The sequence below is a fragment of the Streptomyces sp. NPDC047049 genome, from assembly GCF_040643995.1.
Lineage (GTDB): Bacteria > Actinomycetota > Actinomycetes > Streptomycetales > Streptomycetaceae > Streptomyces > Streptomyces mooreae.
The window spans coordinates 12,687-35,923 of the sequence record NZ_JBEYVM010000032.1 but is presented as its reverse complement, the minus strand read 5'-3'; the positions used below and the strand labels follow the sequence as shown (position 1 = coordinate 35,923).

The following is a 23,237-nucleotide window of genomic DNA, read 5'->3' as shown; positions in this document are numbered from 1 at the left end:
GGCGTCAGGTCTTGCACCTGACCTTGGTGCAGGTGTCCCTGAACTCTGCCGGTCCGGCTGTTTCGTCCCACCGCTTTTGCGGACCGGCCGGGGAGTACAGGCACCGCCCCACACCCGATCAGGAAGTGGCGCGGCGCACGGCCCGAGCTGAGTGCGAGCTCGCCCGCCGCTCAGCGCGAGTCGGTCCCCGCACTCAGTGCGCCGCCGCGCTCCGTACCGCCCCCACACTCGCGACCACGACCAGCCCGATCGCCAGCACCTCGGCCCAGCCCAGCGCCTGGTGCAGGACGAGGAACCCGGCGGTGGCCGCGGCGGCCGGCTCCAGGCTCATCATCACGGCGAAGCCGGAGGCCGGGAGCTTGCGCAGGGCGAGGAGTTCCAGGGTGTAGGGCATGACGGACGACATCAGGGCGACGGCGGCGCCCAGCCCCAGCGTGACCGGGTTCAGCAGGGCGGCGCCCGCGCCGGCGATGCCGAACGGCAGGCTGAGCAGCGCCGCGACGGTCATCGCCAGCGCCAGCCCGTCCGCCTGCGGGAAGCGCTGCCCCGTACGGGCGGACAGCAGGATGTAGGCGGCCCACAGGCCACCGGCCGCCAGCGCGCACGCCGCGCCGGTGAGGTTGAGTCCGTCGAAACCCTCGCGCCCCAGCAGCACCACGCCACCGAGCGCCAGCGCCGCCCACACCAGGCTGAGCATCCGGCGTGAGGTCGCCACCGACAGGATCAGCGGCCCAAGGAACTCCAGGGTCACCGCGGCTCCCAGCGGGATGCGGTCGATCGCCTGGTAGAAGAGCGAGTTCATCCCGGCCAGTGCGACGCCGAAGGCGAGCACCGTGGCCCAGTCGCCCCGCGAGTGGCCGCGCACCTTGGGACGGCAGACGACCAGCAGCACCAGCGAGGCGACGACCAGCCGCAGGGTGACCACGCCCAGCGCACCGGCCCGCGGGAAGAGCAGCACCGCCACCGACGAGCCGAACTGCAGCGAGACGATCCCGCCGATGACCAGCGCCACCGACACGAGCCGCCCGCGCGTACCCGACGCCCCGGCGGCCCCGGCCTGGGCCTCCGCCGTCAGCACCTCGGGCGAGGGCGGCACGGGGTGCAAAATCCCCCCGTCGTCGCCGGCGGAGACGGTGTGGACGGGAGCGGCGGGGATACGGCCATCGGGGCTCTCGGACGATGCGTTCACGCCACCACGCTACGGGGCCTTCTTCCGGACCGTGAAATGCCTTTTCCCCTGTTGTTATGCTCCCCACGCATGAGCATCGAGCTGCGTCATTTCCGCTGCTTTCTCGCCATCGCCGACACCCTGAGCATCACCCGTGCCGCCGAGCGCCTGCACCTGACCCAGCCAGCCGTCTCCCGCACCCTGCGCCAGCTGGAAGCGGAACTGGGCCTCCGCCTCGTCGACCGCACCACCCACCACCTCGCGCTCACCCCCGACGGCCTCTCCTTCCGCGACCAGGCCGCGATCGCGGTCACCGCCTTCGACCGGGCCCTCGGCCACGCACCGCACACCGCCTGGCCGCTGCGCCTGGGCCACGCCTGGTCGGCCGCCGGTACGGACACCACCGTGCTGCTGCGCCGCTGGCACGAGGAGCACCCGGCGACCCCGCTCGAACTCCTCCGCATCGACGACCGCACGGCCGGTCTCGCCCGCGGCGATGTGGACGCGGCCCTGCTGCGCGGCGAGGTCCGCGCCCCCGGCCTGATCACCGACCAGCTCACCACCGAGCCCAGGGTCGCCGGGCTCCCCGCCGACGACCCGCTGGCCCACCACACCGCCCTCTCCCTCACCGAGCTGACCGACCGCACCATCGCCCTCAACACCGTCTCCGGCACCACCACCCTCGACCTGTGGCCCGCAGGGGCCCGCCCCGCCTCCACGATCACCATCGGCAACACCGACGACTGGCTGGCCGCCATCACCGGCGGCCGCGCCGTGGGCGTCACCACCTCCGCCACCGCCGAAATGCACCCCCACCCGTCCATGGCGTACGTCCCGCTGACCGACGCCCCGGCCGTCCCGGTGGTCATCGCCTGGCGCGACGGCCCGGGGCATCCGCGGATCCCGGACCTGGTCAGACTGGCCCACGAGGTCATGGGGAGGAGGACGGGCGGCACGGCACCGAGCACCGGCTGAGACGACGCCTGGCCTCTGCGGCCCGCATCCCGGATCATCGTGGGATGCAGCCACCGCCTTCGCTCCATAAGCTCGTAGGAGCAGGAGGAACGCTCACCGGCTGGCGGAAAGACCGACCCACGCTCCCGATGCCCTGACGTGGAGCCCTTCATGACCACACCGCGGGACCTGTTGTTCGTCGCCCTGGACTCGGAATCCAGTCGCCCTCTGGAGCGCGGCAATCTGTCGCTCGCGCTCGCGGGCGCCGAGCTGATCGACCTCCTGGAGGCGCAGGCCGTCAGCCTGGACGGCGACCGCATCGTCCCGGGCTACCGGCCGGCCGTGGCCGACCGCCTCATGGACGAGGCCGCATCGTCACTCGACCAGCAACCGCCGTACGAGTCGGTCGACGACTGGCTGTGGCGCCGAGGCCGCGGCCTGTCCACGGCCTACCTGACCGCCTTCGAGGCGGAAGGAGAGCTCACCCGGCAGCCCCGCAACCGCTGGATCCCCTTCCGTTCCGGCGGCGGGATGACCCTGGCCGACACGCCCGCACGCCGCGGGGCAGCGAGCCGCTGGACCGCGGGCGAACCCGTCCTCGCCGACCTCGCGGCGGCCCTCGGAATCCGCGGCGAGCGGACGGCGGAAGAGGAACCTGTGAACGTGGCCGACACCGCGGTGGAGACCGTGCTCGCCACCGTCACCGACGCCGTGAACGAGCTGGAATTCGAACGCCAGCGACGAGCCATCGACGACGAGGCCTTCAGCAACATCTGGCGGGGGCCGGGCGGATGACGACCGCACGAACGCCCGCAGCCGGTCAGCCGGCCTACAGCCCCGGACACTCATAATCCCTACGCACCCGATGCGGACTGCACGCGATCAGGTTGAGCGAGAGAAAACGGCCGCCGGTCACCCACCACCCGCCGACCCGGTCCTCACCGGCCGACAGCGCCCGCACGGTCTCCTCGTGCGACAAGCCCTCCGGGTACGAGCCGACGAAAAGCCCGGCGTACCGGGCGAGTTGATCCGCATACCAGCTGGCCCCCTCCTTCGGCTCGTCGAACGTCGCCTCGATCCGGGAGGCCGGCTTCAGCAGCCAGTTCGCGCACTCCAGCGGCATCACCTGAGCGGAACGGAACTCCGGATGGCTGGGGCGCCGGTGAGCGTCACCCGGCTTCACGAGCACATCGCCGCTGCCGAGCCAGACATAGGCGTGGTGGTGGGGTCCGGGCATCTCTCTCCCTACTGCGAACGCCTTACGTGCACTGGTCTTGCCTGCACTGGTCGCGTCTGCGCTGGTCTTGTCTGCGCTGGTCCGAACGGGCGACCCACACCCCGGTTACGGGACGAGGGCCGCCCGGCCACGGGGCTACTGACGGCCGCAGCCTTCGCCGTCGCCGCAGCCCCCGTTGGGGTTGCCGCCCTGGTTGTCGTCCTCATCGCCGCCGTACTTGACCGGATCGAGGCGGTATCGCATGGTGCTCTCCTCGGGTGCGAAGTCGCCGCGCGGTCGGTCCGCGCGCCGTCGTGCCCTTGCGAGGGCCCCTCGTGGGCCCACCCGCTCCGGCCGTGTCCTGCCAGGGAATGGCGGCCGGGGCGGGAGTCTTCACAGTTCGCCGCGGGCCCGACGGAACGCCGGCCCGCCGAGCAGCCGCTCCAGCGATCGCGTCAGCTACGAGCCGCCCGGATCCATGACGGGTTCGCCCCCGTAAGCGGTACGGCTTGCAGCTCTCCCGCCGCTTCACGGCTTCGGCTGGTGCCGCGCGCGGTGGCGGGCGATGAGGACGTTGAACCCTGCTGACGTCCCGGGCGGCTGCGGCCTGCTTCCGGCCGCGCTGAAGGTCAGCGCACTCGGGACAGCGGCGATGCACCTGGGGACGTGTCAGATCCGCGAGCGGCAGCTCGGACGCCACGTCGTTGCCTCGACGCGTCGGCAGGATGATCCCGCCGGTGGCCGACGCACCTGGTAGGAGTTGGGCCGCCTCGGAGGTGCCAGTCCAGTGCCGCCTGTCCTGTGTGGTCATGGACGGGACGTTAGGGAGAAGCCAGCTGGCGCCGCCAGGAAAGTTTCTCGAAGTTTCGCATGCCGTGCGCGGGCTTTCTCTATTCTTCTTACGCAGCCGGGAGCACCCTGTACCGCCGGGCTTCGAGCCCCTGAATGCTGGACGAGTCAGTCCGAACGAAGGGACACGATCATGAGGCGACTGCGCTTCAACGGCACCGGAAGCGGCGGCGACGGATGCCCTTCCGTCCATGAGGATCTGGACACGGGTGAGATCATCGTGCACGGCCCGCCGCTCACCGACCAGGCCGACATCACGCAGCTCCAACACCTGTCCGAGGGCGAGACGGCGATCGTCTTACCACGTACGTTGCTGGTTGACTTCGGCCCGAAGGAGGCCACCCGCGTGCCACGCATCATCGACCTGGCCGAATTCGGTCGACTCTTCACCACCTTCAAGCACACGGCGTGGCGGTTGGAGACTCGGCGTCGCTATGCGAGCGACGAAAACACCGAAACTTACGCCCAGTTCACCCGTGGCGAGGCCGTGGTGTGGGAGGGCGTCGACACGGAATGGTGCGACAAGCGGCGGGAGCAGTCCGCGCTCGGGAAGCGTTTCGAGCGAGTCCGCATCGTCGACAACCCTCCGACGGACGGGCAGCTCTACCTGCTCGACAACGCGAAGCGGAACAGCGCCGTCGGCGAAGACATTCGCAACCTCTCCCGTGCCGACGCCAAGCAACTCCAGCTGCCGGAAGAAGACTTCTGGATCTTCGACTCCCGGCTCGTCGCTCTGCTCAACTTCGACGACTCGGACAACCTGGTCGACGTCGAGCTGATCACCGAACCGGCCGCCGTCAACCGCTATGCCCAGGCACGTGACGCCGCCTGGCACTACGCCATCCCGTACCAGCAGTTCGCGGAATCGGCAGTCACAGCACAACGGTGACAATGGCCCGGTGAGTACTGACTTCCAGCAGGCGCGCGAAGCCCTGGGTGACCGACTCAGGGAACTGCGTCTCTCATGCCCCAAAGGTCGGCTCACCGGAGCCCAACTTGCCGAACGGCTGCACTGGCCACACTCCAAGATCAGCAAACTGGAGAACGGGCGGCAGACCGCCACCGCCGATGACCTGCAAGCCTGGGCAGAGGCCACCAGCCAACCGGAAGCTGCCGGGGAATTGACCTCCCGGTTGGCCGCCCTGGAATCCCAGGTGCGCTCATGGCGCCGTCAACTCGCCTCGGGCCACAGAGCTGTACAGGACACCCACAACGCGGAACACCTGCGAACTTCGGTCTTTCATGCATGGCAAGGGGCCATGATCGTGGGACAACTTCAGACAGCCGACTACGCGCGACACATCTTCACACGCTACGCCAACCTGCACGAGTCTCCCCGCGATACCGAGGAGGCGGTTCGAGCACGCCTGCAAAGACAAGAAGGCCTTTACAAGGCGGGGAAGAAATACCGGATCATCATGTGGGAAGCCGTCCTACACGCTCTGGTGTGTCCGCCCTCGGTGCTCGCCGCTCAACTCGACCGTCTCGCGGGCGTTATTGGCCTGGACACTGTCGAACTGGGGATTGTGCCGTTCAATGCCCCGCTGAGAATCCCGCCGGCAAACGGCTTTTGGGTACTGGATGAACGGATCGCGATCGTTGAGGACTGGCACGCGGAACTGTGGCTGGACGACGCCCAGACCATCGCCACGTACATGAAGGTATGGGACTCACTTCAGAGATCTGCGGTCTACGGCACCAAGGCGCAGAACGTCATACACGGGGCCCGCCGAGCCCTCAATGCAAACTGACTCCCCGCCATTCAGAGTGCTCACGGAAGACGCCTGTCGGCCCCACTGTTCCCCAATGACGCCAACTAATGGATACGTAAGGATGCGCGTAATGCCGCAGTCACCGAACTCCAAGTCGACGTACACCGAGTGGCGCCATCAGGTACGCGACGGGCTGGCGCCTCTCCAGAAAAGTTTGGTCCAGTTATTCGAAGAGACCCGGCTGTTCCGCATCTATTCCTCCACCCTCGTCCCCGGCCTGTTGCAGACCGAGGGGTACGCGGCCGCAGTGCTGCGCGCAGTCGTCGCAGAATTGCAGGAAAATCTTCCCTTCGACGACAGCGCGGAGGCCGCGAGGGACCGCGTCGAGCGCTCTCGCATCATCCATGAGCCGGGACGCCGATTCGTTCTGCTCGTCGAAGAAGCGGTGCTGTACCACCGGTTCGGAAACACCCAGGCGATGGCTGACCAGCTGGACTATCTGCTTACGGCCGACAGCCTGTCGTCCGTCTCGCTCGGGGTCATCCCGACGGCACGCGAGCGGGCCCAGCTGCCGCAGGAGACGTTTCACGTTTACGACGACGGTCTCGTCTCGGTCGAGCTGGTGTCGGCGAACGTGAGGATCACCCAGTCCTCCGAAATCGCCCTGTACCTCAAGGTGTTCGAGCAACTGGGCAACATGGCCGTGTATGGCGCAGAGGCGCGGGCGCTCATTTTGAAGGCGCTTGAGGCATTGCGCTGAGGCCTCGATCGACGGCAAGCGCCCCGACCAAGAGCTGGTCCGGAGCACTTCCATCGTTTGCGTGTGCTCGTGCCCGCCGGGGGTTCGGCGACCGCCTCAGCGGACCGCCGAGTCGCCCGTCTTGAGGTCAGGTGGTGGGGTTCTGGACACCCCTGACGTCGGCGGACGACTTCCCGTAGGGGAGGCGGGGGCGCCACACCCTGGCTGGGTCAGGGCCGCGCGTCGGGGCCGTTCGCCCGGATGGTGATGCCGTCGAGGAGGGAGTCGAGGCCGAAGTCGAAGATTTCCTGGAAGGTGTGGTCCCGGACCTCCAGGACGCGGCGGGCGAACTGGGGGTGGTGGCCGGCGGCGATGACCTCCTGGACGTAGGTGCCGACGCTGTTCCGCCACTGTTCCTCGGTCTGGCCGGTGCGGCGCTGCGCCTCCTGTTCGGCGAGTTCACGGGAGACCGCGCCGAAGACGTACTGCATGACGACGTCGACGGCATTCGAGGCCAGTGAGATGTCGTCGGTCAGGGCGGAGGCGGCGCCCAGGGCGGTGTCGATCTGGCGCAGCATGTTGGGGCCGAGCGCCGGGCGGGTGGACATCACCCCGCTCAGCCAGGGGTGCCGCAGCAGGACGGCGCGGTGCCGGCAGGCGGCCGCCCGCAGGTCGGCGCGCCAGTCACCGGAGAGCGGCGGCGGCACGTCCTCGCCCTGGGCCGCGTCGATCATCAGCTCCAGCAGCTCGTCCCGGCTCGCCACATAGCGGTAGAGCGAGGTGGTGCCGGAGCCGAGCGCGGTCGCGACCCGCCGCATGGACAGCGCTTCCAAGCCTTCGGTGTCCGCGAGGGCCAGTGAGACCTCGACGATCCGCCCGATCGTCATCGCCGGCCGCCTGGGGGCCCGCGGCTCCCGGCTCCATACCAGCAGCTCAGGGCCGTTTTTCTCGTCTGCCATGGTGCTCATTCTAACCTTGTGGCTACGGTGTACCCATTGCCGGGAACACTGTTCCCATTCGGAGAGGGGATGACGGATGGCGGAATTACGGGCAGGCGACGCGACGATGGATGCGCGGGCCGAAGTCCTCATCATTGGTGGGGGTTCGGTCGGGCTGAGTGCGGCTGTGTTCCTGGCGCATCACGGCGTCCGGGTGCATCTGGTCGAGCGGGAGGACGGCCTCCGGATCCACCCGCGTGCCACCGGGCTGGGCGGGCGGACCGTGGAGCTGTTGCGCGAGGTCCAACTGGCCGATGCGGTGAACGCGGTGGCCGTCGACGCCTCAGCCGGCAGCCTGGGCAAGATCAGCGCGGAGACCCTGGCGGCGGCTGATCTGTCGTCCAAGCCACCCGGCCAGGTCCGGAACCTGGCCACCGCGGACGCGCCCTGGACCCCCGGGACGCTGCGCGGCGCCTGCCCGCAGAACCGCCTCGACGCCGTCCTGTTGCCGGCCGCCCGGGAGCGCGGCGCGGTCGTCGAATTCGGTGTCGCCCTGGAATCCTTCACCCAGGACGGCACGGGGGTCAGGGCGCGGCTCTCGGACGGCCGGACGGTCGCCGCCGACTACCTCATCGCCGCGGACGGGGCCCGCAGTGCGGTGCGGCAAGCCCTCGGCATCGCCGCCTCCGGCCCCGGAGACCTGGGCGAGCCGAACGCCAACATCCTCTTCCGCGCCGACCTCGAACCGCTGCTGGGTGGACGGTCGTTCGTCCTGTGCGACATCACCCACCCCAAGGCCACCGGCATGCTCGTCACCATCGACGGGGCCAAGGAGTGGGTCTTCCACACCTCCCGCTCCCAGGAGCCCACCCCGGACCTGATCCGGACCGCCCTGGGCGCCCCCGGTCTCGACGTCGAGATCGTCAGCACTCTGCACTGGCGGATGCGCGGCCTGCTCGCCGACCGCTTCTGCGAGGGCCGGGTGTTCCTGATCGGCGACGCCGCGCATGTCGTACCCCCGCTGGGTGCCTTCGGGCTGAACACCGGGTTCGCCGACGCCCACAATCTGGCGTGGAAACTGGCCCTGGTGCTCCGCGGCACGGCCGGCGCCGCGCTGCTCGACAGCTATGACGCCGAACGCCGTCCGGTGGCCCGGCTCGCCCTGGACCAGGCGGTGCTGCGGCTGTCCGACCCCGGGCTGCACTGGGGGCACGGGCCGGCGGCAGCCCGTGCGCGGGCGGCCGCCGGAGTGGTCAACGCGCCTGTCGTGCACGCCGGTTACCGCTACGCCTCGGCCGCGGTCATCGACCCCGAGCCGGAGCTGCCCTCCACCGAGGAGATCGCCCTCGTCCTGGATGGCTCCCCCGGCTCGCGGCTGCCGCACCACTGGATCGGCGAAGGGCTCTCGACCCTCGACCTGGTCCGCTCCCGGTTCAGCCTGCTGACCGGCCCCGGGGACCGGGCCTGGGACGAGGCCGCCGGGCGGCTTGGACTGCCGGTGCACAGCGTCGCCATGCCCGAGATTCCGGCAGGCGGTGCCCTTCTGGTGCGTCCCGACGGCTTCATCGGCTGGCGGGCCCAGGAGAGCGCGCCCGAACGGCTCGGACCCGTCCTGGAACGGCTGTGGGGCAAGGGGCAGGAGCCGGGGCAGGGTGCCTGAAGGGGCCTCATCCGGGCCTGCATCCGGGCCTGCATCGGGCCTCCGTGCGGGCCTCCTTCCAAAGACATCGGGGATCCCACTCCGGGGCGGCCCCGGGAAGCCCCCGAGAACGGCCGGGGCCGCGTCTCGTCCGCGGGAACGAGGGAGTGACGGCGGGCGGGGACGACCATGGAACCGGCCGTCCGCGCGACATGCGCCCGCCATCGCAAGGCCCGTTGCGGGCCGTCCGCCCGGCCGCAAGCAGCCCTGCGCCCGGATCAGAGAGGATCAGCATGACCACCCCGATGCCGCACGCCGTCGAACCGACCAACGGAGACTGGCGCCATCCGCGCCTCCGGCGGGCGCTGCGCAGCGCCACGCTGCTCGTCGGCGGTTACGCCTTGCTCAGCGGGCTCACGCTGCTCGCCGTCATCCTGCTGCGCCACCACGCCGACCTGGTGACCGACGCAGTGTGGGTGCGCGCGTCCATCGTCGTCGCGACCTCCCTGCTCATGGTCTCGTTCGCGGTGCGGGCGGGACGTGGCCACAGCCGGTCCTATCTGCGGCTGCGGCTGGCGTCCGGCATCATGCTGGTGGCCATCGCGGTCATCGTCGCGCTGCCCGGCGCCTTCCCGGTGTGGCTGAGGGCCGAACAGGGCGTGTGCGGAATGCTCTTGCTCGGTGTCGTCGTGCTCGTGAACGGCAGGCGGATGCGGTCGGCGTTCGCCGCCCGGTAGCGGGAGCCCACGCCGCTCTTCACAACATCGCCCTCACGACACCCTCCTCACGACACCCTCCTTACGGCACCGCCCTTACGGCACCGCCCTTACGGCACCGCCCTTACGGGATCGCCCCTACGGGTCCGTCGGTGCGTTCCGCAGTACCGTCGCGGCGGCGCGGCGGATGGCGGCGACCGTGGGCAGGGTGCGGTTCCTTGCCGCCCAGGCCAGGGCCGCGGTGCCCGGGGGCAGGTCCGGCACCGCGACGTAGCTGATGCCGGGGCGGGGGAAGAGGCGGCGGGCGGCGGCGGGGAGGAAGGCCATGGCCTGGCCCCGGGAGACGGCGAGCAGCAGCGCCTCCATATCGGGAACCACCGGTCCGTACCGCACGGGAGAGCCGTCCGGACGGGGGTCGGCCGCCCAGAAGCGCCACCACGTCCGGGGGCACGGGGACGGGACGTCCACGACGGGACGCCCGGCCAGTTCGGCCAGCGTCACCTCGTCCCGGCCGGCCAGGGGGTCGTCGGCCGGAAGGCATGCCACCCGGGGTTCGGTGGCCATGGTCAGGGTCTCGATGCCGGGCGGCACCGGCGGGCGCAGGAACAGCACATCGACCTCGCCGCGCTCCAGCGCCTCGAAGTGGGTCGCGAGATCGAGGCCGCGGACGCTGGTCCGCAGCCGCGGATGGCAGGCGTGCAGTTCGTCGAGGACGGCCCGGGTGTACGGCATCGCGGCCTCGGCCCCGATGGAACCGATCACCAGTCGGCCCTCGATCTGCCGGGAGTGGCAGTCGGCGGCCCGGCAGAGCCCGGCCATCGCCTCCACCACGGCGCGCGCCTTGGGCAGCAGTGCCGCTCCTGCCGGGGTGATCTCGACATGACGACGGGATCGCCGCAGCAGGATGACGTCCAGCCGTTCTTCGAGCGCCCGCAGTTGGCGGCTGAGCGCGGGCTGCGTGACGAACAGCCGGGCCGCTGCCCGGCCGAAGTGCAGCTCCTCCGCCAGGATCAGGAAGGACTCCAGCTGCTGGACGCTCGGGGCCTGCCGGGAGGCCGTCCACGGAGTGTCGGCGGGCCCGGGTGCTCCCGGGTCGTCCGCGCCCTGACTGTGCTCCGTCATGCGAGGACGTTATCAATCGGTCGTGAACCCTCATCAGGCTCAGGGTTCCGCCGGACGGCCGTGGTGTCGGAGGATCGAGAGGTTGCGGAATCGGGGGACGGGCCGGCGCTGAGCCGACGCGGTCGGCGGGAGCCGGGAACGTCCGCTGGCGGAGGATGGAAACGTCACCGGCGGGGAACGGGGAACGTCCGCCCCCGCAACACCGTTGACGGAACTGACCACCCGTTCCGGCGGGCCGCCCGGCTCGCCGAAGGAGACGGACGGAGCGGTTCGACAGGGGAGAGCCGCTCCGTCACGCTCCGCTCCGTCCGGCGCCGCTGTGCCCCGCGCCGTCCGGCAGCCGTCCGCCCCGCGCGCCGCTGCGTCCCGCGCCGTCGAGCAGCCGTCGGCTCCGCGCCGTCCGGCAGCCGTCCGCGCCGTCTCGCCAGTTGCCGGGACCGCGCCCCAGGCCCCGCCGGTCCCCGCCCCGGCCCCGGCCCCGGGCTCGGCCCCCGCCCCGGCGTCTCACCGTCACCTCAGGTGCCCTCGTCCTCCTCCCCCAACGCCGCTTCCTCCAGAGCCTCCGCCAGCACCTCTGCCAGATGGCGGCCCGGGTGGTCGCCGAGCTGATCGAGCTGGGTGCGGCAGGAGAACCCGTCCGCAAGGACCTCCGTCCCCTCGGGGGCTTCCCTTACCGCGGGCAGCAGCTGGTCCTCGGCGCACGCCACCGAGACGTCGTAATGGCCGGCCTCGAAGCCGAAGTTGCCGGCCAGGCCGCAGCAGCCGCCGGTCAACCGGCCGGTGAGGCCCGCGCGCTCCCGCAGGCGGCGGTCGGCGGCGTCGCCGAGGACCGCGTGCTGGTGGCAGTGGGTCTGGCCGGCTACGGGGCGGTCGATGCGCGGGGGCTGCCAGTCGGGGGCCAGCTCCTCCAGGGCCTGCGCGAAGGTCCGTACGGAGCCGGCCAGTCGGGCGGCCCGGGGGTCGTCGGACAGCAGTTCCGGGAGGTCCGTGCGGAGGGCGGCGGCGCAGCTGGGTTCGAGGACGACCAGGGGGTGGCCGTCACGGAGGAGGGGGCTCAGGATCTCGACCGTGCGGCGCATCTCCGCGCGGGCCCGGTCGAGCTGGCCGGTGGAGACATAGGTCAGGCCGCAGCACAGGGGGCGGTGGCGGCGCAGGCCGGGCAGGCTGGGCTGGGGGAGGGTGCCGCCGGGCCGGCGCAGCGGGGCGGTGGGCGGCAGGAGCGGGCGCAGTCCGGCCGCCTCCAGGACGCGTACGGCGGACCGGCCGACCTCCGGGGAGAGGTGGTTGGTGAAGGTGTCGGGCCACAGGATGACCGTGCGGCCGCCGGCCGGGGCCCCGGCCCTGGCCCCCGGCTTGCGCCGGCGCCACCACCAGCGGGTGAAGGTCTCCGTGGCCAGCCGGGGGATCGGCCGCTCGGGCGCGATCCCGCCCAGGCGTTTGGCGACGGCGGCCAGCGGTGTACGGGCGAGGGCGTTGAGCGCGGGGGCGGCGGGGGCCGCGGCGCGCAGCCACTGGGGGAGGCGGCCCATGGAGTAGTGGGCGGCGGGGCGCAGCCGGCCCTCGTAGTGGTGGTGCAGGAACTCCGCCTTGTAGGTGGCCATGTCGACCCCTACGGGGCAGTCGCTGCGGCAGCCCTTGCAGGACAGGCACAGGTCGAGGGCGTCGCGTACCTCCGGCGACTGCCAGCCGTCCGTGATCACCTCGCCCGCCAGCATCTCGTGCAGCAGCCGGGCCCGGCCGCGGGTGGAGTGCTGCTCCTCCCCCGTGGCCCGGAAGGACGGGCACATCACGTCCGTCGAGCCCGGACCGGTCGCGGCATTACGGCACTTGGCGACGCCGACGCAGCGCCGTACGGCCGCGGAGAAGTCCCCGTTGTCGTGCGGGTAGCCGAACTCGACCGGGACCGGGCGCTTGGGCAGCAGCTCGAAGCGCAGGTTCTCATCGAGCCGGGCGGGACGGACCAGCATGCCGGGGTTGAGCCCGGCGGCCGGGTCCCAGAGCGACTTGAACCGCTCGAAGACGCCGACGAGTTCCGGGCCGTACATCTTCGGGAGCAGTTCGGCGCGGGCCTGGCCGTCGCCGTGCTCGCCGGAGAGCGAGCCGCCGTGTGCCACCACCAGTTCACCCAGGTCGTAGGAGAACTCCCGGAAGCGGCGGATGCCGGGGGCGGTCAGCAGGTCGAAGTCGATGCGGATGTGGATGCAGCCGTCGCCGAAGTGGCCGTAGGGCGTGCCGCGCAGGCCGTGCTCGGTCAGCAGGGCGCGGAAGTCCCGCAGATACGGGCCGAGCCGGGCGGGCGGGACGGCGCAGTCCTCCCAGCCGGGCCAGGCCTCGGAGCCGTCGGGCAGCCGGGTCGCGGTGCCGGAGGCGTCCTCGCGGATCCGCCACAGGGCGCGCTGGCCGGCCGGGTCGGTGACGAGGGTGTGGTCGGTGGCGCCGTCCGCGGCCGCCGCCCGGCACAGCGCCTCGGCCCGTGCCGCCGCCTCGCCGGGACTCGCGCCGCCCATCTCGACGAACAGCCAGGCGCCGCCCTTGGGCAGCCCGGCCACGTCGCCCACCAAGTCGGCGGCCATCCCCTCGACGGTCATCGGCTTGTGCGGCAGAAGGGTGTGCGCCGCCTCGGCGGCGGCGCTCTCGTCGGGGTAGCCGAGGACGGCCAGGGCCCGCGCGGCCGGGGTCTCCACGAGCCGTACGGTCGCCTCGGTCAGCACGCCGAGGGTGCCTTCGCTGCCGGTGAGGGCGCGGGCGAGGTCGGTGCCCGCTTCCGGCAGCAGTGCGTCCAGGGCGTAGCCGGAGATCCGGCGCGGGAGGTCGGGGTAGCCGGTGCGCAGCAGGGCCAACTCCGCGTCGACCAGCGCCTTGGTGCCGTCCCGCAGCCGCGGTGGGAGGCCGGTGGGGGCGCCGGTGCGGTCCGTCCCGCGGCCGGCCCGCACCTGCTCACCGCCGTAGGTCAGCAGCTCCAGTGCGCGGACGCTGTCGGCGGTGGTGCCCCAGGCCACCGAGTGCGAGCCGCAGGAGTTGTTGCCGATCATGCCGCCGAGGGTGCAGCGGCTGTGGGTGGAGGGGTCGGGGCCGAAGGTCAGTCCGTGTGCGCCGGCCGCCGCCCGCAGGTCGTCCAGGATGACGCCGGGCTGGACGACGGCGGTGCGGGCGGCGGGGTCGAGCGAGACGATGCGCCGCATGTGCCGGGTGAAGTCCAGCACCACCCCGACGCCGGTCGCCTGCCCGGCGATGCTGGTCCCGCCGCCGCGCGGCACCACCGGCACCCCGTGCTCCCGGCACACCCGCAGCGCCGCCGCGACATCCTCGGCGTCCCGGGGCGCGACCACCGCCCTGGGCACCCGCCGGTAATTGGACGCGTCCATCGTCATCAGCGCCCGGTCGGCCGCGGCGAACGAGACCTCCCCCCGCACCGCGGCCGCCAACTCCTTCTCCAGGTTCCGCTTCTCCGTCTCCGTGCGATCAGCCATGTCTCCAGCCTGCCCACTGGGGCGGGTTCATGGGCGGTCGGCGGGGCCGATCGTCGGGGGGCGAGCCGCGGGCGGCGGGCGAGGCCGAGCCGCGGGCTGGGGGGCAGGACGAGTCGCGGACCTCAACCGGAGAGGGACGGCCGTCAACCGGAGTGGCAGCCGTCAACCGGAGAGGGACGGCCGCCAGCCGGAGAGGCGGCCGTCAGCCGGGAGGGGAGCGGCGACCGGCGTCCGGCCGCTCCCCGTGGCCGCCCCGGCCGGGTGGAAACGAAAGACGTTCTGCGGGTCATGGCGGGCCTTGAGCCCGGCCAGCCGCCGGTGCGCGTCGGCGTCGTGCACACTGCGCGCCACCTCCGCGGCGTCCGGCCGCTCCCCGTGCCCGCCGAGGAGGAAGTTCACGCTCCGGCCGAGCCGCCAGGGTGCGACGGCCGCCAGCGCCTCGGCGTGCAGCGCCCGTACGGTCGCGAGGCCGGCATCGGGCCGTCCTTCGGAGCACCGCGTATCGGGGGCGCCGGGGCTCCCCTCCTGCCGCTCGGTCAGCGGCGACAGCAGCCGCAGGGCGAACCGGGCGTCCCGGTGGCCGACGGACCCGGCCGCCTCATCCGGCCCGCCCGGCTGCGCCATCGCGCCCCCGAGATGGTTGAGCTGGACCACGCACATGACCGGGGCGGCCGGTCCGGTCAGCGCCGCCACTCGCTGCAGCGCGGCCGCGTCCAGGCCGCTGAGCAGCGCGTTGTCGCCGTCGTAGGCATGCGGATCGCTCGGATCGCGGTGAATGGTGTGCGACTCGGCGTACGGCATCTCGCGCAGGTCCTCGCTCACCCGCGGCCCCACCGCCCGCAGCGGCGCCACCAGCCGCTCACCCTCCGCGGCGCTCCCCGTATAGGCGATCCGGAGGTGCGCGAGATAGCGGCCGCGCAGCGGTTCGGGCAACTGCGGGAGGTCCGGGTACGCGATCAGCGCGAGCGACGACGCCAGCTCGTCCGGGACGGTCGCGGTCCAGTCCAGATACGCCGCCAGCGCCGCGTCGATCCGTTCGCCGCCGAACACCAGCTGCCCGCCGTACAGCCGCGCCACCGGCACCAGCCCGAACTCCATCGCGGTCACCACCCCCAGGCCGTGGCCGCCGCCGAGCAGCGCCCGGAACAGCCCGGGATCGGTCTCCGCGGTGACGTGCCGCAGCCGGGCGTCGGCGGTGACGAGGTCGACGGACCGCACGTGATCGGCGGCGAAGCCGTACGTACGGGCCAGCACCCCGACGCCGCCCCCGAGGGTGTACGAGATGACGCCGACGCCCGGGGAGGAGCCGTTGAGCGGCGCGAGCCCGTAGGGGGCCGCCGCCTCGATGACCTGTCCCCAGACGGCGCCCGCCTCGACCCGCGCGGTGCCGGCCGCCGCGTCCACCCGCACCCCGGCCATCCGCCGGGTACTGATCAGCAGCCCGCCGTCGGTGGCCGCGGACAGCCCGTGCCCGGTGGCCTGGACGGCGACCGGCAGGCCCTGGCCGCGGGCGAAGCGCACCGCCGCGACGACGTCCCCGGCGTACTCCGCGCCGACGATCACTGCGGGCCGGTGCCGGTACGCCCGCTGGAACCCGGACCGTTCGGCGTCGTAGCCGTCGTCACCGGGGACGAGGACGGGGCCCCGGGACCCCCGGGCCAGGGCGGGGAGGGCGGCGGGGTCGAGTGTGTGCGCGTCGGAGTGGGCCTGGGCGTAGGCGTCGGCGTGGGCCTGGGCGTCGCGGGTGCCGCCGTCGACGTCGACGAGCTGCGTGGGAGACGGACGACAGCGGTACCGGAACGGAAACGGCCGACACCGAAACCGACTGGGCCGTCATCGAGCTGGCCTACCCGGTCATCGGCGCCGTCCGTCAACTGCTCCAGTTCGGCGACTCCCTCGAAGTGCTCGACCCGCCCGAGGCCCGCCGGGTGATGGCCGAGGCCGCGGCCGCCCTCACCACCGTCTACGCGGACGACAGCCCCGAGCGCCCCACCACCGGGTAGCTCCCCGAGCCCCCACCAGGGCTCCTCCGGAACCGTCCACCGTACGAGCACCCGGCATCTCATCCGCTGGACGTGCCGCCGAACCCCGCAGCACAACGGATTAGGCTTCCCCCGTGGCTGATATCCAGATCCCCGCTGACATCAAGCCCGCCGACGGACGCTTCGGCGCGGGCCCCTCCAAGGTGCGTACGGAGGCGCTCGGCGCCCTCGCCGCCACCGGTAGCTCCCTTCTCGGCACCTCCCACCGCCAGGCCCCGGTCAAGAACCTGGTCGGCAAGGTGCGCGACGGCGTACGCGACCTCTTCCAGCTCCCCGAGGGCTACGAGGTCGTGCTCGGCAACGGCGGCTCCACCGCGTTCTGGGACATCGCGACGCACGGCCTGATCGAGCGCAAGTCCCAGCACCTCAGCTTCGGTGAGTTCTCCTCGAAGTTCGCCAAGGCCGCCAAGCTGGCGCCGTGGCTGGACGAGCCCACCGTCCTCTCCGCCGACCCGGGCAGCCACCCGGACCCGCAGGCGGAAGCGGGCGTGGACGTCTACGGCTTCACCCACAACGAGACCTCGACCGGTGTCGCCGCCCCCATCAAGCGGGTCGCGGGCGCGGACGAGGGCGCGCTGGTCCTGGTCGACGCCACGTCCGGCGCCGGCGGCCTGCCCGTGGACATCGCCGAGACCGACGTCTACTACTTCGCCCCGCAGAAGTCCTTCGCCTCCGACGGCGGTCTGTGGCTGGCGGCCTTCTCCCCCGCCGCCCTGGAGCGCGCCCGCGCCATCCACGCGTCCGGCCGCCACATCCCGGAGTTCTTCTCGCTGCCCACGGCGATCGACAACTCCCTCAAGAACCAGACGTACAACACCCCCGCGCTCTCCACCCTCTTCCTGCTCAATGAGCAGCTGGAGTGGATCAACGGCCAGGGCGGCCTGGACTGGGCGGTCCGCCGCACCGCCACCTCTTCGCGCACCCTCTACGGCTGGGCCGAGGACTCCAAGTACGCCACCCCGTTCGTCACCGACCCGGCCAAGCGCTCGCAGGTCATCGGCACCATCGACTTCGACGACAACATCGACGCCGCGGCCGTCGCCAAGGCCCTGCGCGCCAACGGCATCGTCGACACCGAGCCGTACCGCAAGCTCGGCCGCAACCAGCTGCGGATCGCGATGTTCCCGGCGATCGACCCGTCGGACGTCGAGGCCCTGACGGCCTGCATCGACCATGTGATCGGCAAGCTGTAACCGGCTGACGGCACCCCGCACCACCACGGGCCCCGGCGGGCGACCGCCGGGGCCCGTGTGCTGCCGGGGCCCGGTCCACGGCCGGCAGCCCGGACGCCTCGCCACCGCCTTCACCGGGGGAAAGGGCGAACCGGCCGACGCCCCGTCAAGCCGCGTGGCCGTGTAGCCGCACGGAGGGAGCAAGGGTCCCGTAGCCGCCCGAACGGACGCACCATGAGGTGACGAAACAGGCCGGATGTGCCTGTATGGGAGCCATGACGAACCCCCCGAGCCCAGGCCTCGCCCCCTTCGAGCGGCAAGGGGCGATCCTGCTGACCACGTACAAGCGGGACGGCACCGGTGTCGGCACGCCGATGAACATCGCCGTCGACGGTGATCACGCCTATCTGCGGACGTACGGCAGCGCCTGGAAGGCCAAACGGATGCGGAACTTCCCCGAGGTGGAGATCTGCGCCTCCACCTGGCGGGGACGTCCCACCGGGCCCGCCGTCCCGGCGCGGGTGCGGCTGCTGGACCCGCAGACCCGGGAGTACCGGCGGGCCGAGCGTTCGCTGACCCGGAAATACCCCCTGATCCACGGGCTGTTCGTACCGCTGCTGCACCGGCTGAAGAAGGAGCGGACGCTGCATTACGAGCTGCGGCTGGCCGAGGGCGGGGCCGGAGAACAGGGCGACCTCGGGGAACGGGCCGGGGCCCACTGAGACGGCCGCGGCGACCGTGCCGGCGTCCCGAGTGGGCCCGCGTGTCACCTTCGCCAGAACAGGTGGTGCGTCACGCCGCTCGGGCTGGGTACGACGTCGAGGTGGAAGCGGTCGAGCAGTTCATCGGGGGACTCCCACAGGCGGACCCCGGATCCGAGTTCCACCTGCGAGACGGCCACATGCAGGGTGTCCACGAGGTCGGCGTCAAGGAACTCCCGGATAGTCGTGGCCCCGCCACCGAGCCGGACGTCCTTGCCCTGCGCGGCCTCCCGCGCCTGCTCGAGGACCGTGGCCGGGTCGCCGCCGACGAAGTGGAACGTGGTGTCGGAGAGTGTGAGCGAAGGACGCTCGTGGTGGGTCATGACGAACACCGGGGTGTGAAACGGGGGCTCGTCACCCCACCAGCCGTTCCACTCGTGATCGCTCCAGGGCCCGCGATAGGGCCCGAACTTGTTGCGGCCCATGATCTCGGCGCCGATGTTGCGTGCGAAGTCCCGCGTGAGGTAGTCGTCGAGGCCGCGACTGCCTCCGGGGTCGGTGCGCATGGGCCAGCTCGCCGTGGCGCCGGCCCAGGCGAACAGGGCTCCGGGGTCCGCGTGGCCGAACGGTCTCTCCAAGCTCTGGTGCTCACCGGCACCGAACCCGTCACGCGAGACGTTGAAGTTCTGGACCCTCAGCAGCTGGGCCATGTGTTTCCTCCTGCCGTTGTCGATACCGGTGTCGGCATCGATGCCAGTGAGACTGCCGGGGCCGGGCAAACTCATCGCTGCGGCTGTGACAAAGCCCCGTCCTACCGCCGCCGCAGCAGCCTGCGCAGCCCGACGACCAGTGCCGTGGCCACCGCGAGGACCATCGCCCCCTTGATGAAGCCGGGGTCCAGGTCCGTCCCCTGACCTCCCTTGCCGCCCTGGCCGCCCGCGCCGTCGCCGTTCGACGGGTCGTCCTTCGCCGAGTCCGGCAGCTGGCCGTCGCTCAGGCCGACCGGTTTGACCTCGCTGTCGTTGCCCTCCGAGCCGTACATCAGGGTCCGGCCGTCGAGGGTGAAGGTGACCGATTCGCCCTGCTGCTGGACCGGTACGCCCACACTGCCGAGGTCCTTCGGACGGCCGTCCTGCCAGCGGAAGATCCGGGCGCCGAAGTAGCTGCGCAGCACCAGACGGGTCCCGTCGGGGGAGAACGCACCGTCGGTCACCCACAGATCGACGGGCGCGACCTTGCGGAAGACGTTGGTGCTTGAGGTCGTGAGCCGCTGCGGGCCCGCGTAGAGGGCGCCGCCGCCGTCCTGCTTCTTGCTGGCGATATAGACCCGGCCGGTCCTGGGGTGCACCATCAGCGCTTCGGCGTCCCGCGGCCCGTCCGCGTACTTCACATCGAACTGGGTCGCCGTCACCGTCGCGTCGCGCAGCTTCTCCGGTTCGGGGAAGCGGTAGATCCAGACGTGGTTCCAGCTGCCGCCGAGGTTGTCGCCGATGTCGCCGACGTAGATGTTGCCGTCCGGGCCGGTCGAGATGGCCTCGACATCGCGCGGCCTGCCGATGCCGCGCAGCGTGATCCGGGCGACCGTACGGCCGGAGCGGCCGTCGACGGCGTAGACGTAGGGGCCGTCGTCGCTGTCGTTGTGGGTCCAGTAGATCCCGGGGTGCGCCCGGCTGGCGGCCAAGCCGCTGGACTCGGTGATCCGGGGATCGCCGATGGTGAAGCCGTCGGGCTCGTCGGCGGCGGCCGGCACCACGGCCGCCGACCACAGGATTCCCGCGGCACCGGCCGCGCACAGAAGCGAACGCATGGGCACAGACTGCCATCTGGGACCACCGGACGTGGCCGCAAGCCACCGGCCGCCCCACCGCCGGCCGCACCACATCGGCACACCGTCACCGCCCTGCGGACCGGGGCGTGTCCAGCGTCACGTACCGAGCAGTAGGGGGTCTCGGCCATCATGGCCGGATGAGGATCATGTTCGTCGGTGACTCGATGACCATTGGGAGCACCGGCGATTTCACGTGGCGCTACCGGATGTGGCAGCACCTGAACGCGACGTTCGACGGCCCGTACCGCATCGTCGGACCACGCCACACGCTCCACGACCCGGCCACGGACGCCCCCACCTCCGCCGCCTACGCCGACCCCGGCTTCCCCGAGGAGGCCCGCCGCCACCTCGCCGGCTGGGGCGAGGGCTGGCTGCACATGGCGCCGCTGATCGGTGACATGGTGCGCCGGTACGACGCCGACACCCTGCTGGTCTCGCTCGGCCTGATCGACCTCGGCTTCTACACGAACGCCGAGCAGACCGCTCAGAACGTACGGGAGTTCGTGGCACGGGCCCGGACGGCGGCGCCGCACCTGCGGGCGGTGCTGATGCCGGTGATACCCAATGTGCGGGCGGTCGCGGACCCCGCGTTCGGCACGGAGTGCGAACGCTTCAACGAACTGCTGGCCAAGACCGTCGCCGATCTCTCCACCCCCGCCTCGCCGTTGCTGCTGGCCTCCGAACCGGACGGCTGGGAGATCGACCGCGCCACCTACGACGGGACGCACCCGTCGGAGTGGGGGGAGCGACTGCTCGCGGGGGCGTTCGCCGGGGCGATGCATCAGGCGTGGGGGGTCGGGGCGGCGTACGGGGTGCTGTCCTCGCACTGAGGCGCCACACCGGCACCACTCGTCCCGTGGAGCGCCCGGCCCCACCCGACCCGGCCCGGGAAGCACGAGGAGTCCGCCCGCCACCCCGCGCGGTCCTTGCGTCGAGCGCACTCCAAGGCGTTGGCTGGACCACCATGAAGTACACGCAGCTCGGACGCACCGGACTCAAGGTCAGCCGACTCGTCCTCGGGACGATGAACTTCGGGCCTCAGACGGACGAGGCCGCCAGCCACACCATCATGGACGCGGCGCAGGGCGCGGGCGTCAACTTCTTCGACACCGCCAATGTCTACGGATTCGGCGCCGACAAGGGCCGTACCGAGGAGATCGTCGGCAGTTGGTTCGCCAAGGGCGGCGGCCGGCGGGACAAGACCGTGCTGGGCACCAAGGTCTACGCCAACATGGGGGTGGAGGGCGACAAGGTCTGGCCCAACCACGACAAGCTCTCCGCGCTCAACATCCGGCGCTCGGTGGAGGCCAGCCTCAAGCGGCTGGGCACCGACTACATCGACCTCTACCAGTTCCACCACGTCGACCGGGACACCCCCTGGGACGAGATCTGGCAGGCCATCGACGTCCTCGTCCAGCAGGGCAAGATCCTCTACGCCGGCTCGTCCAACCACGCCGGCTGGCACATCGCCCGCGCCAACGAGGCGGCCGCCCGCCGCGGTTCGCTGGGCCTGGTCAGCGAGCAGTGCCTCTACAACCTCGCCGAGCGGCGCGCCGAGATGGAGGTCATCCCGGCCGCCCGGGGCTACGGCCTGGGCGTCATCCCGTGGTCCCCGCTGCACGGCGGACTGCTGGGCGGGGCCCTGCGCAAGGAGCGCGAGGGCGGCGCGGGCCGCTCGGCGGTCGGCCGCTCGGCCGATGCGCTCGCCAACTCGACGATCCGTGCCCAGATCGAGTCCTACGAGAACCTGCTCGACAAGCACGGCCTGGAGCCCGGCGAGGTCGCGCTGGCCTGGCTCCTGACGCGTCCCGGCGTCACCGGCCCGATCGTCGGCCCGCGCACCACGGACCAGCTCGCCTCCGCGCTGCGCGCCGTCGAGCTGTCCCTCCCGGACGAACTCCTCGCCTCGCTCGACGAGATCTTCCCCGGGCCCGGCCCGAGCCCGGAGGCCTTCGCCTGGTGACCTTCGCCTGGTGAGCGGGCCGCGCGCCCGGCGGCCGGTCGGACCGGCGGCCGGGCGCGCGGCAGCGGCCACGGCGTACTCAGTGCAGCGCCGCCGCCACGGCTACGACGATGAGCAGGACGGCGAGCAGGCCGGACATGATCCGGTTACGGGTTTTGGGGTCCACCCCTTGAGCGTAACCGGGACCGGTCCGCGCGTTTCGGCGGCCCGGGGCTGCCCGGCCGCGGGACCGCCCGGCAGGGCGGCAGCCCGTCGACGACTGGCGGCCGTTCAGCGGCTCGCCGACCCCGCCGCCGTTCAGTGGCCCAGCGGCCCAGCCGCCGTTCAGTGGCCCAGCGGCCAGGACCCCACCGTTTCGTAGCGGGGATGGGTGCCCGCCGCCCCGGGGACGGGCGGATGGCTGCACACCAGGGCCAGGGCGTCGACCGTCCAGGGGGCACCGGCGAAATCCTTCAGGGCGGCCGCGTACGGGCGCAGGTCCAGGCCGGGGACGCGGTTCCGGGCGAGGGTGAGGTGGGGGGTGTACGGGCGGTGCTCTTCCTCCATGGCCACGCCCGCCCGGCGGCCCGCTGCCGATGCCGCGCCCGCGAGTGTGCGCATGGCGGGCCGGTCGCCGTCGGCCCCGGCCCACACCACCCGGTCCGAGAAGCGGCCGCCGCCGGCGATCCGCAGGGGGTAGGAATCGCGGCGGCCGGCGGCGCGGCCCAGGCGTTCTCGCAGGCCGGGGATGATCTCCTCGGGCACCTCGCCGTAGAAGGCAAGGGTGAAGTGCCAGCTGTCCCGGCCCGTCCACCGCAGCCGGTCGGCGGCCGGCAGCTTCTTCAACCGCGCTACCTCGGCGGCCAGTTCCTCGATCGCGGGCGCGGGGGGCAGGACGGCGGCGAAGAGTCTCATGCGGTCAGTGTGGCGCAGGGCTCTCCCGCCGTCCGGCAGATCGCGGCCCGGAAGGGCGCGGGCCCGCCGGCCGGGCCTGGCGGGCCGGCGCACCGCCGTCCGACGTCACCGCCC

The 23,237-nt window shown here is 72.1% G+C and carries 19 protein-coding genes and 1 pseudogene; 11 read left to right on the top strand and 9 right to left on the bottom strand.

The window, feature by feature from the left end; all coding sequences use genetic code 11:
* Positions 1-193: 193 nt before the first annotated feature.
* Positions 194-1,078 carry an EamA family transporter gene (locus tag ABZ851_RS36160; RefSeq protein WP_361136800.1) on the bottom strand — a complete coding sequence of 295 codons (885 nt, stop codon included), beginning with the start codon at positions 1,076-1,078 and terminating at the stop codon, positions 194-196.
* Positions 1,079-1,258: 180 nt separating this feature from the next.
* Between ABZ851_RS36160 and ABZ851_RS36155 the strand changes: the two genes are divergently transcribed.
* Both ABZ851_RS36155 and ABZ851_RS36150 read left to right on the top strand, forming a co-directional pair.
* Positions 1,259-2,143, top strand: a complete 885-nt coding sequence (locus ABZ851_RS36155; RefSeq protein WP_361136776.1) for a LysR family transcriptional regulator — start codon at positions 1,259-1,261, stop codon at positions 2,141-2,143.
* 150 nt (positions 2,144-2,293) lie between these two features.
* Positions 2,294-2,917 carry a GPP34 family phosphoprotein gene (locus tag ABZ851_RS36150; RefSeq protein ID WP_361136774.1) on the top strand — a complete coding sequence of 208 codons (624 nt, stop codon included), beginning with the start codon at positions 2,294-2,296 and terminating at the stop codon, positions 2,915-2,917.
* Positions 2,918-2,951: 34 nt separating this feature from the next.
* On the opposite strand, the gene ABZ851_RS36145 is transcribed toward ABZ851_RS36150, so the two are convergent.
* Entirely contained in the window at positions 2,952-3,359 is a 408-nt protein-coding gene (locus ABZ851_RS36145) for a hypothetical protein (RefSeq protein WP_361136772.1), read from the bottom strand.
* A 958-nt stretch (positions 3,360-4,317) separates the two neighbouring features.
* On the opposite strand from ABZ851_RS36145, the gene ABZ851_RS36140 reads away from it, so the two are divergent.
* The 3 genes and pseudogenes from ABZ851_RS36140 to ABZ851_RS36130 form a co-directional block, all read left to right on the top strand.
* Positions 4,318-5,076, top strand: a complete 759-nt coding sequence (locus tag ABZ851_RS36140; protein WP_361136798.1) for a DUF6879 family protein — start codon at positions 4,318-4,320, stop codon at positions 5,074-5,076.
* A 10-nt stretch (positions 5,077-5,086) separates the two neighbouring features.
* The gene (locus ABZ851_RS36135; RefSeq protein ID WP_361136770.1) at positions 5,087-5,938 is read left to right on the top strand and encodes a helix-turn-helix transcriptional regulator; all 852 of its coding nucleotides are present in this window, start codon (positions 5,087-5,089) and stop codon (positions 5,936-5,938) included.
* Between the two features lie 88 nt (positions 5,939-6,026).
* Positions 6,027-6,659: pseudogene (locus tag ABZ851_RS36130) on the top strand (DUF5753 domain-containing protein); the annotation flags it as partial.
* Between the two features lie 209 nt (positions 6,660-6,868).
* On the opposite strand, the gene ABZ851_RS36125 reads toward ABZ851_RS36130, so the two are convergent.
* Positions 6,869-7,597: a TetR/AcrR family transcriptional regulator gene (locus ABZ851_RS36125; protein ID WP_361136768.1), complete on the bottom strand. Its 729-nt coding sequence runs from the start codon at positions 7,595-7,597 to the stop codon at positions 6,869-6,871.
* A gap of 76 nt (positions 7,598-7,673) precedes the next feature.
* Between ABZ851_RS36125 and ABZ851_RS36120 the strand changes: the two genes are divergently transcribed.
* Positions 7,674-9,236, top strand: coding sequence for an FAD-dependent oxidoreductase (locus tag ABZ851_RS36120; protein ID WP_361136766.1), 1,563 nt, complete (start codon positions 7,674-7,676; stop codon positions 9,234-9,236).
* 272 nt (positions 9,237-9,508) lie between these two features.
* The gene (locus ABZ851_RS36115; RefSeq protein WP_361136764.1) at positions 9,509-9,952 is read left to right on the top strand and encodes a hypothetical protein; all 444 of its coding nucleotides are present in this window, start codon (positions 9,509-9,511) and stop codon (positions 9,950-9,952) included.
* 117 nt (positions 9,953-10,069) lie between these two features.
* Here the strand turns inward: ABZ851_RS36115 and ABZ851_RS36110 are convergent, their stop codons facing one another.
* The 3 genes from ABZ851_RS36110 to ABZ851_RS36100 all read right to left on the bottom strand — a co-directional run bounded on the left by ABZ851_RS36110 (position 10,070) and on the right by ABZ851_RS36100 (position 16,086).
* Positions 10,070-11,053: a LysR family transcriptional regulator gene (locus ABZ851_RS36110; RefSeq protein ID WP_361136762.1), complete on the bottom strand. Its 984-nt coding sequence runs from the start codon at positions 11,051-11,053 to the stop codon at positions 10,070-10,072.
* Positions 11,054-11,568: 515 nt separating this feature from the next.
* Positions 11,569-14,523, bottom strand: a complete 2,955-nt coding sequence (locus tag ABZ851_RS36105) for an FAD-binding and (Fe-S)-binding domain-containing protein (protein WP_361136760.1) — start codon at positions 14,521-14,523, stop codon at positions 11,569-11,571.
* Positions 14,524-14,685: 162 nt separating this feature from the next.
* Positions 14,686-16,086: an FAD-dependent oxidoreductase gene (locus ABZ851_RS36100; RefSeq protein ID WP_361136758.1), complete on the bottom strand. Its 1,401-nt coding sequence runs from the start codon at positions 16,084-16,086 to the stop codon at positions 14,686-14,688.
* Between the two features lie 553 nt (positions 16,087-16,639).
* Here ABZ851_RS36100 and serC point away from each other — a divergent pair.
* Both serC and ABZ851_RS36090 read left to right on the top strand, forming a co-directional pair.
* A complete protein-coding gene (gene serC, locus ABZ851_RS36095; RefSeq protein WP_361136756.1) occupies positions 16,640-17,758 on the top strand; it encodes a phosphoserine transaminase in 1,119 nt (372 codons plus the stop codon).
* Positions 17,759-18,012: 254 nt separating this feature from the next.
* Complete coding sequence (locus ABZ851_RS36090) at positions 18,013-18,459, top strand: PPOX class F420-dependent oxidoreductase (protein ID WP_361136754.1); 447 nt, start codon at positions 18,013-18,015, stop codon at positions 18,457-18,459.
* A 44-nt stretch (positions 18,460-18,503) separates the two neighbouring features.
* On the opposite strand, the gene ABZ851_RS36085 is transcribed toward ABZ851_RS36090, so the two are convergent.
* Positions 18,504-19,148: a dihydrofolate reductase family protein gene (locus ABZ851_RS36085; protein ID WP_361136752.1), complete on the bottom strand. Its 645-nt coding sequence runs from the start codon at positions 19,146-19,148 to the stop codon at positions 18,504-18,506.
* 101 nt (positions 19,149-19,249) lie between these two features.
* Positions 19,250-20,245 (bottom strand): hypothetical protein, encoded by a 996-nt coding sequence (locus ABZ851_RS36080; protein WP_361136750.1) that lies wholly within the window; start codon positions 20,243-20,245, stop codon positions 19,250-19,252.
* Positions 20,246-20,403: 158 nt separating this feature from the next.
* Between ABZ851_RS36080 and ABZ851_RS36075 the strand changes: the two genes are divergently transcribed.
* Positions 20,404-21,096, top strand: coding sequence for a GDSL-type esterase/lipase family protein (locus ABZ851_RS36075; RefSeq protein ID WP_361136748.1), 693 nt, complete (start codon positions 20,404-20,406; stop codon positions 21,094-21,096).
* A 134-nt stretch (positions 21,097-21,230) separates the two neighbouring features.
* Positions 21,231-22,229, top strand: coding sequence for an aldo/keto reductase (locus tag ABZ851_RS36070; RefSeq protein ID WP_361136746.1), 999 nt, complete (start codon positions 21,231-21,233; stop codon positions 22,227-22,229).
* 324 nt (positions 22,230-22,553) lie between these two features.
* Here the strand turns inward: ABZ851_RS36070 and thpR are convergent, their stop codons facing one another.
* Positions 22,554-23,123 (bottom strand): RNA 2',3'-cyclic phosphodiesterase, encoded by a 570-nt coding sequence (thpR, locus tag ABZ851_RS36065; RefSeq protein WP_361136744.1) that lies wholly within the window; start codon positions 23,121-23,123, stop codon positions 22,554-22,556.
* Positions 23,124-23,237: the final 114 nt, after the last annotated feature.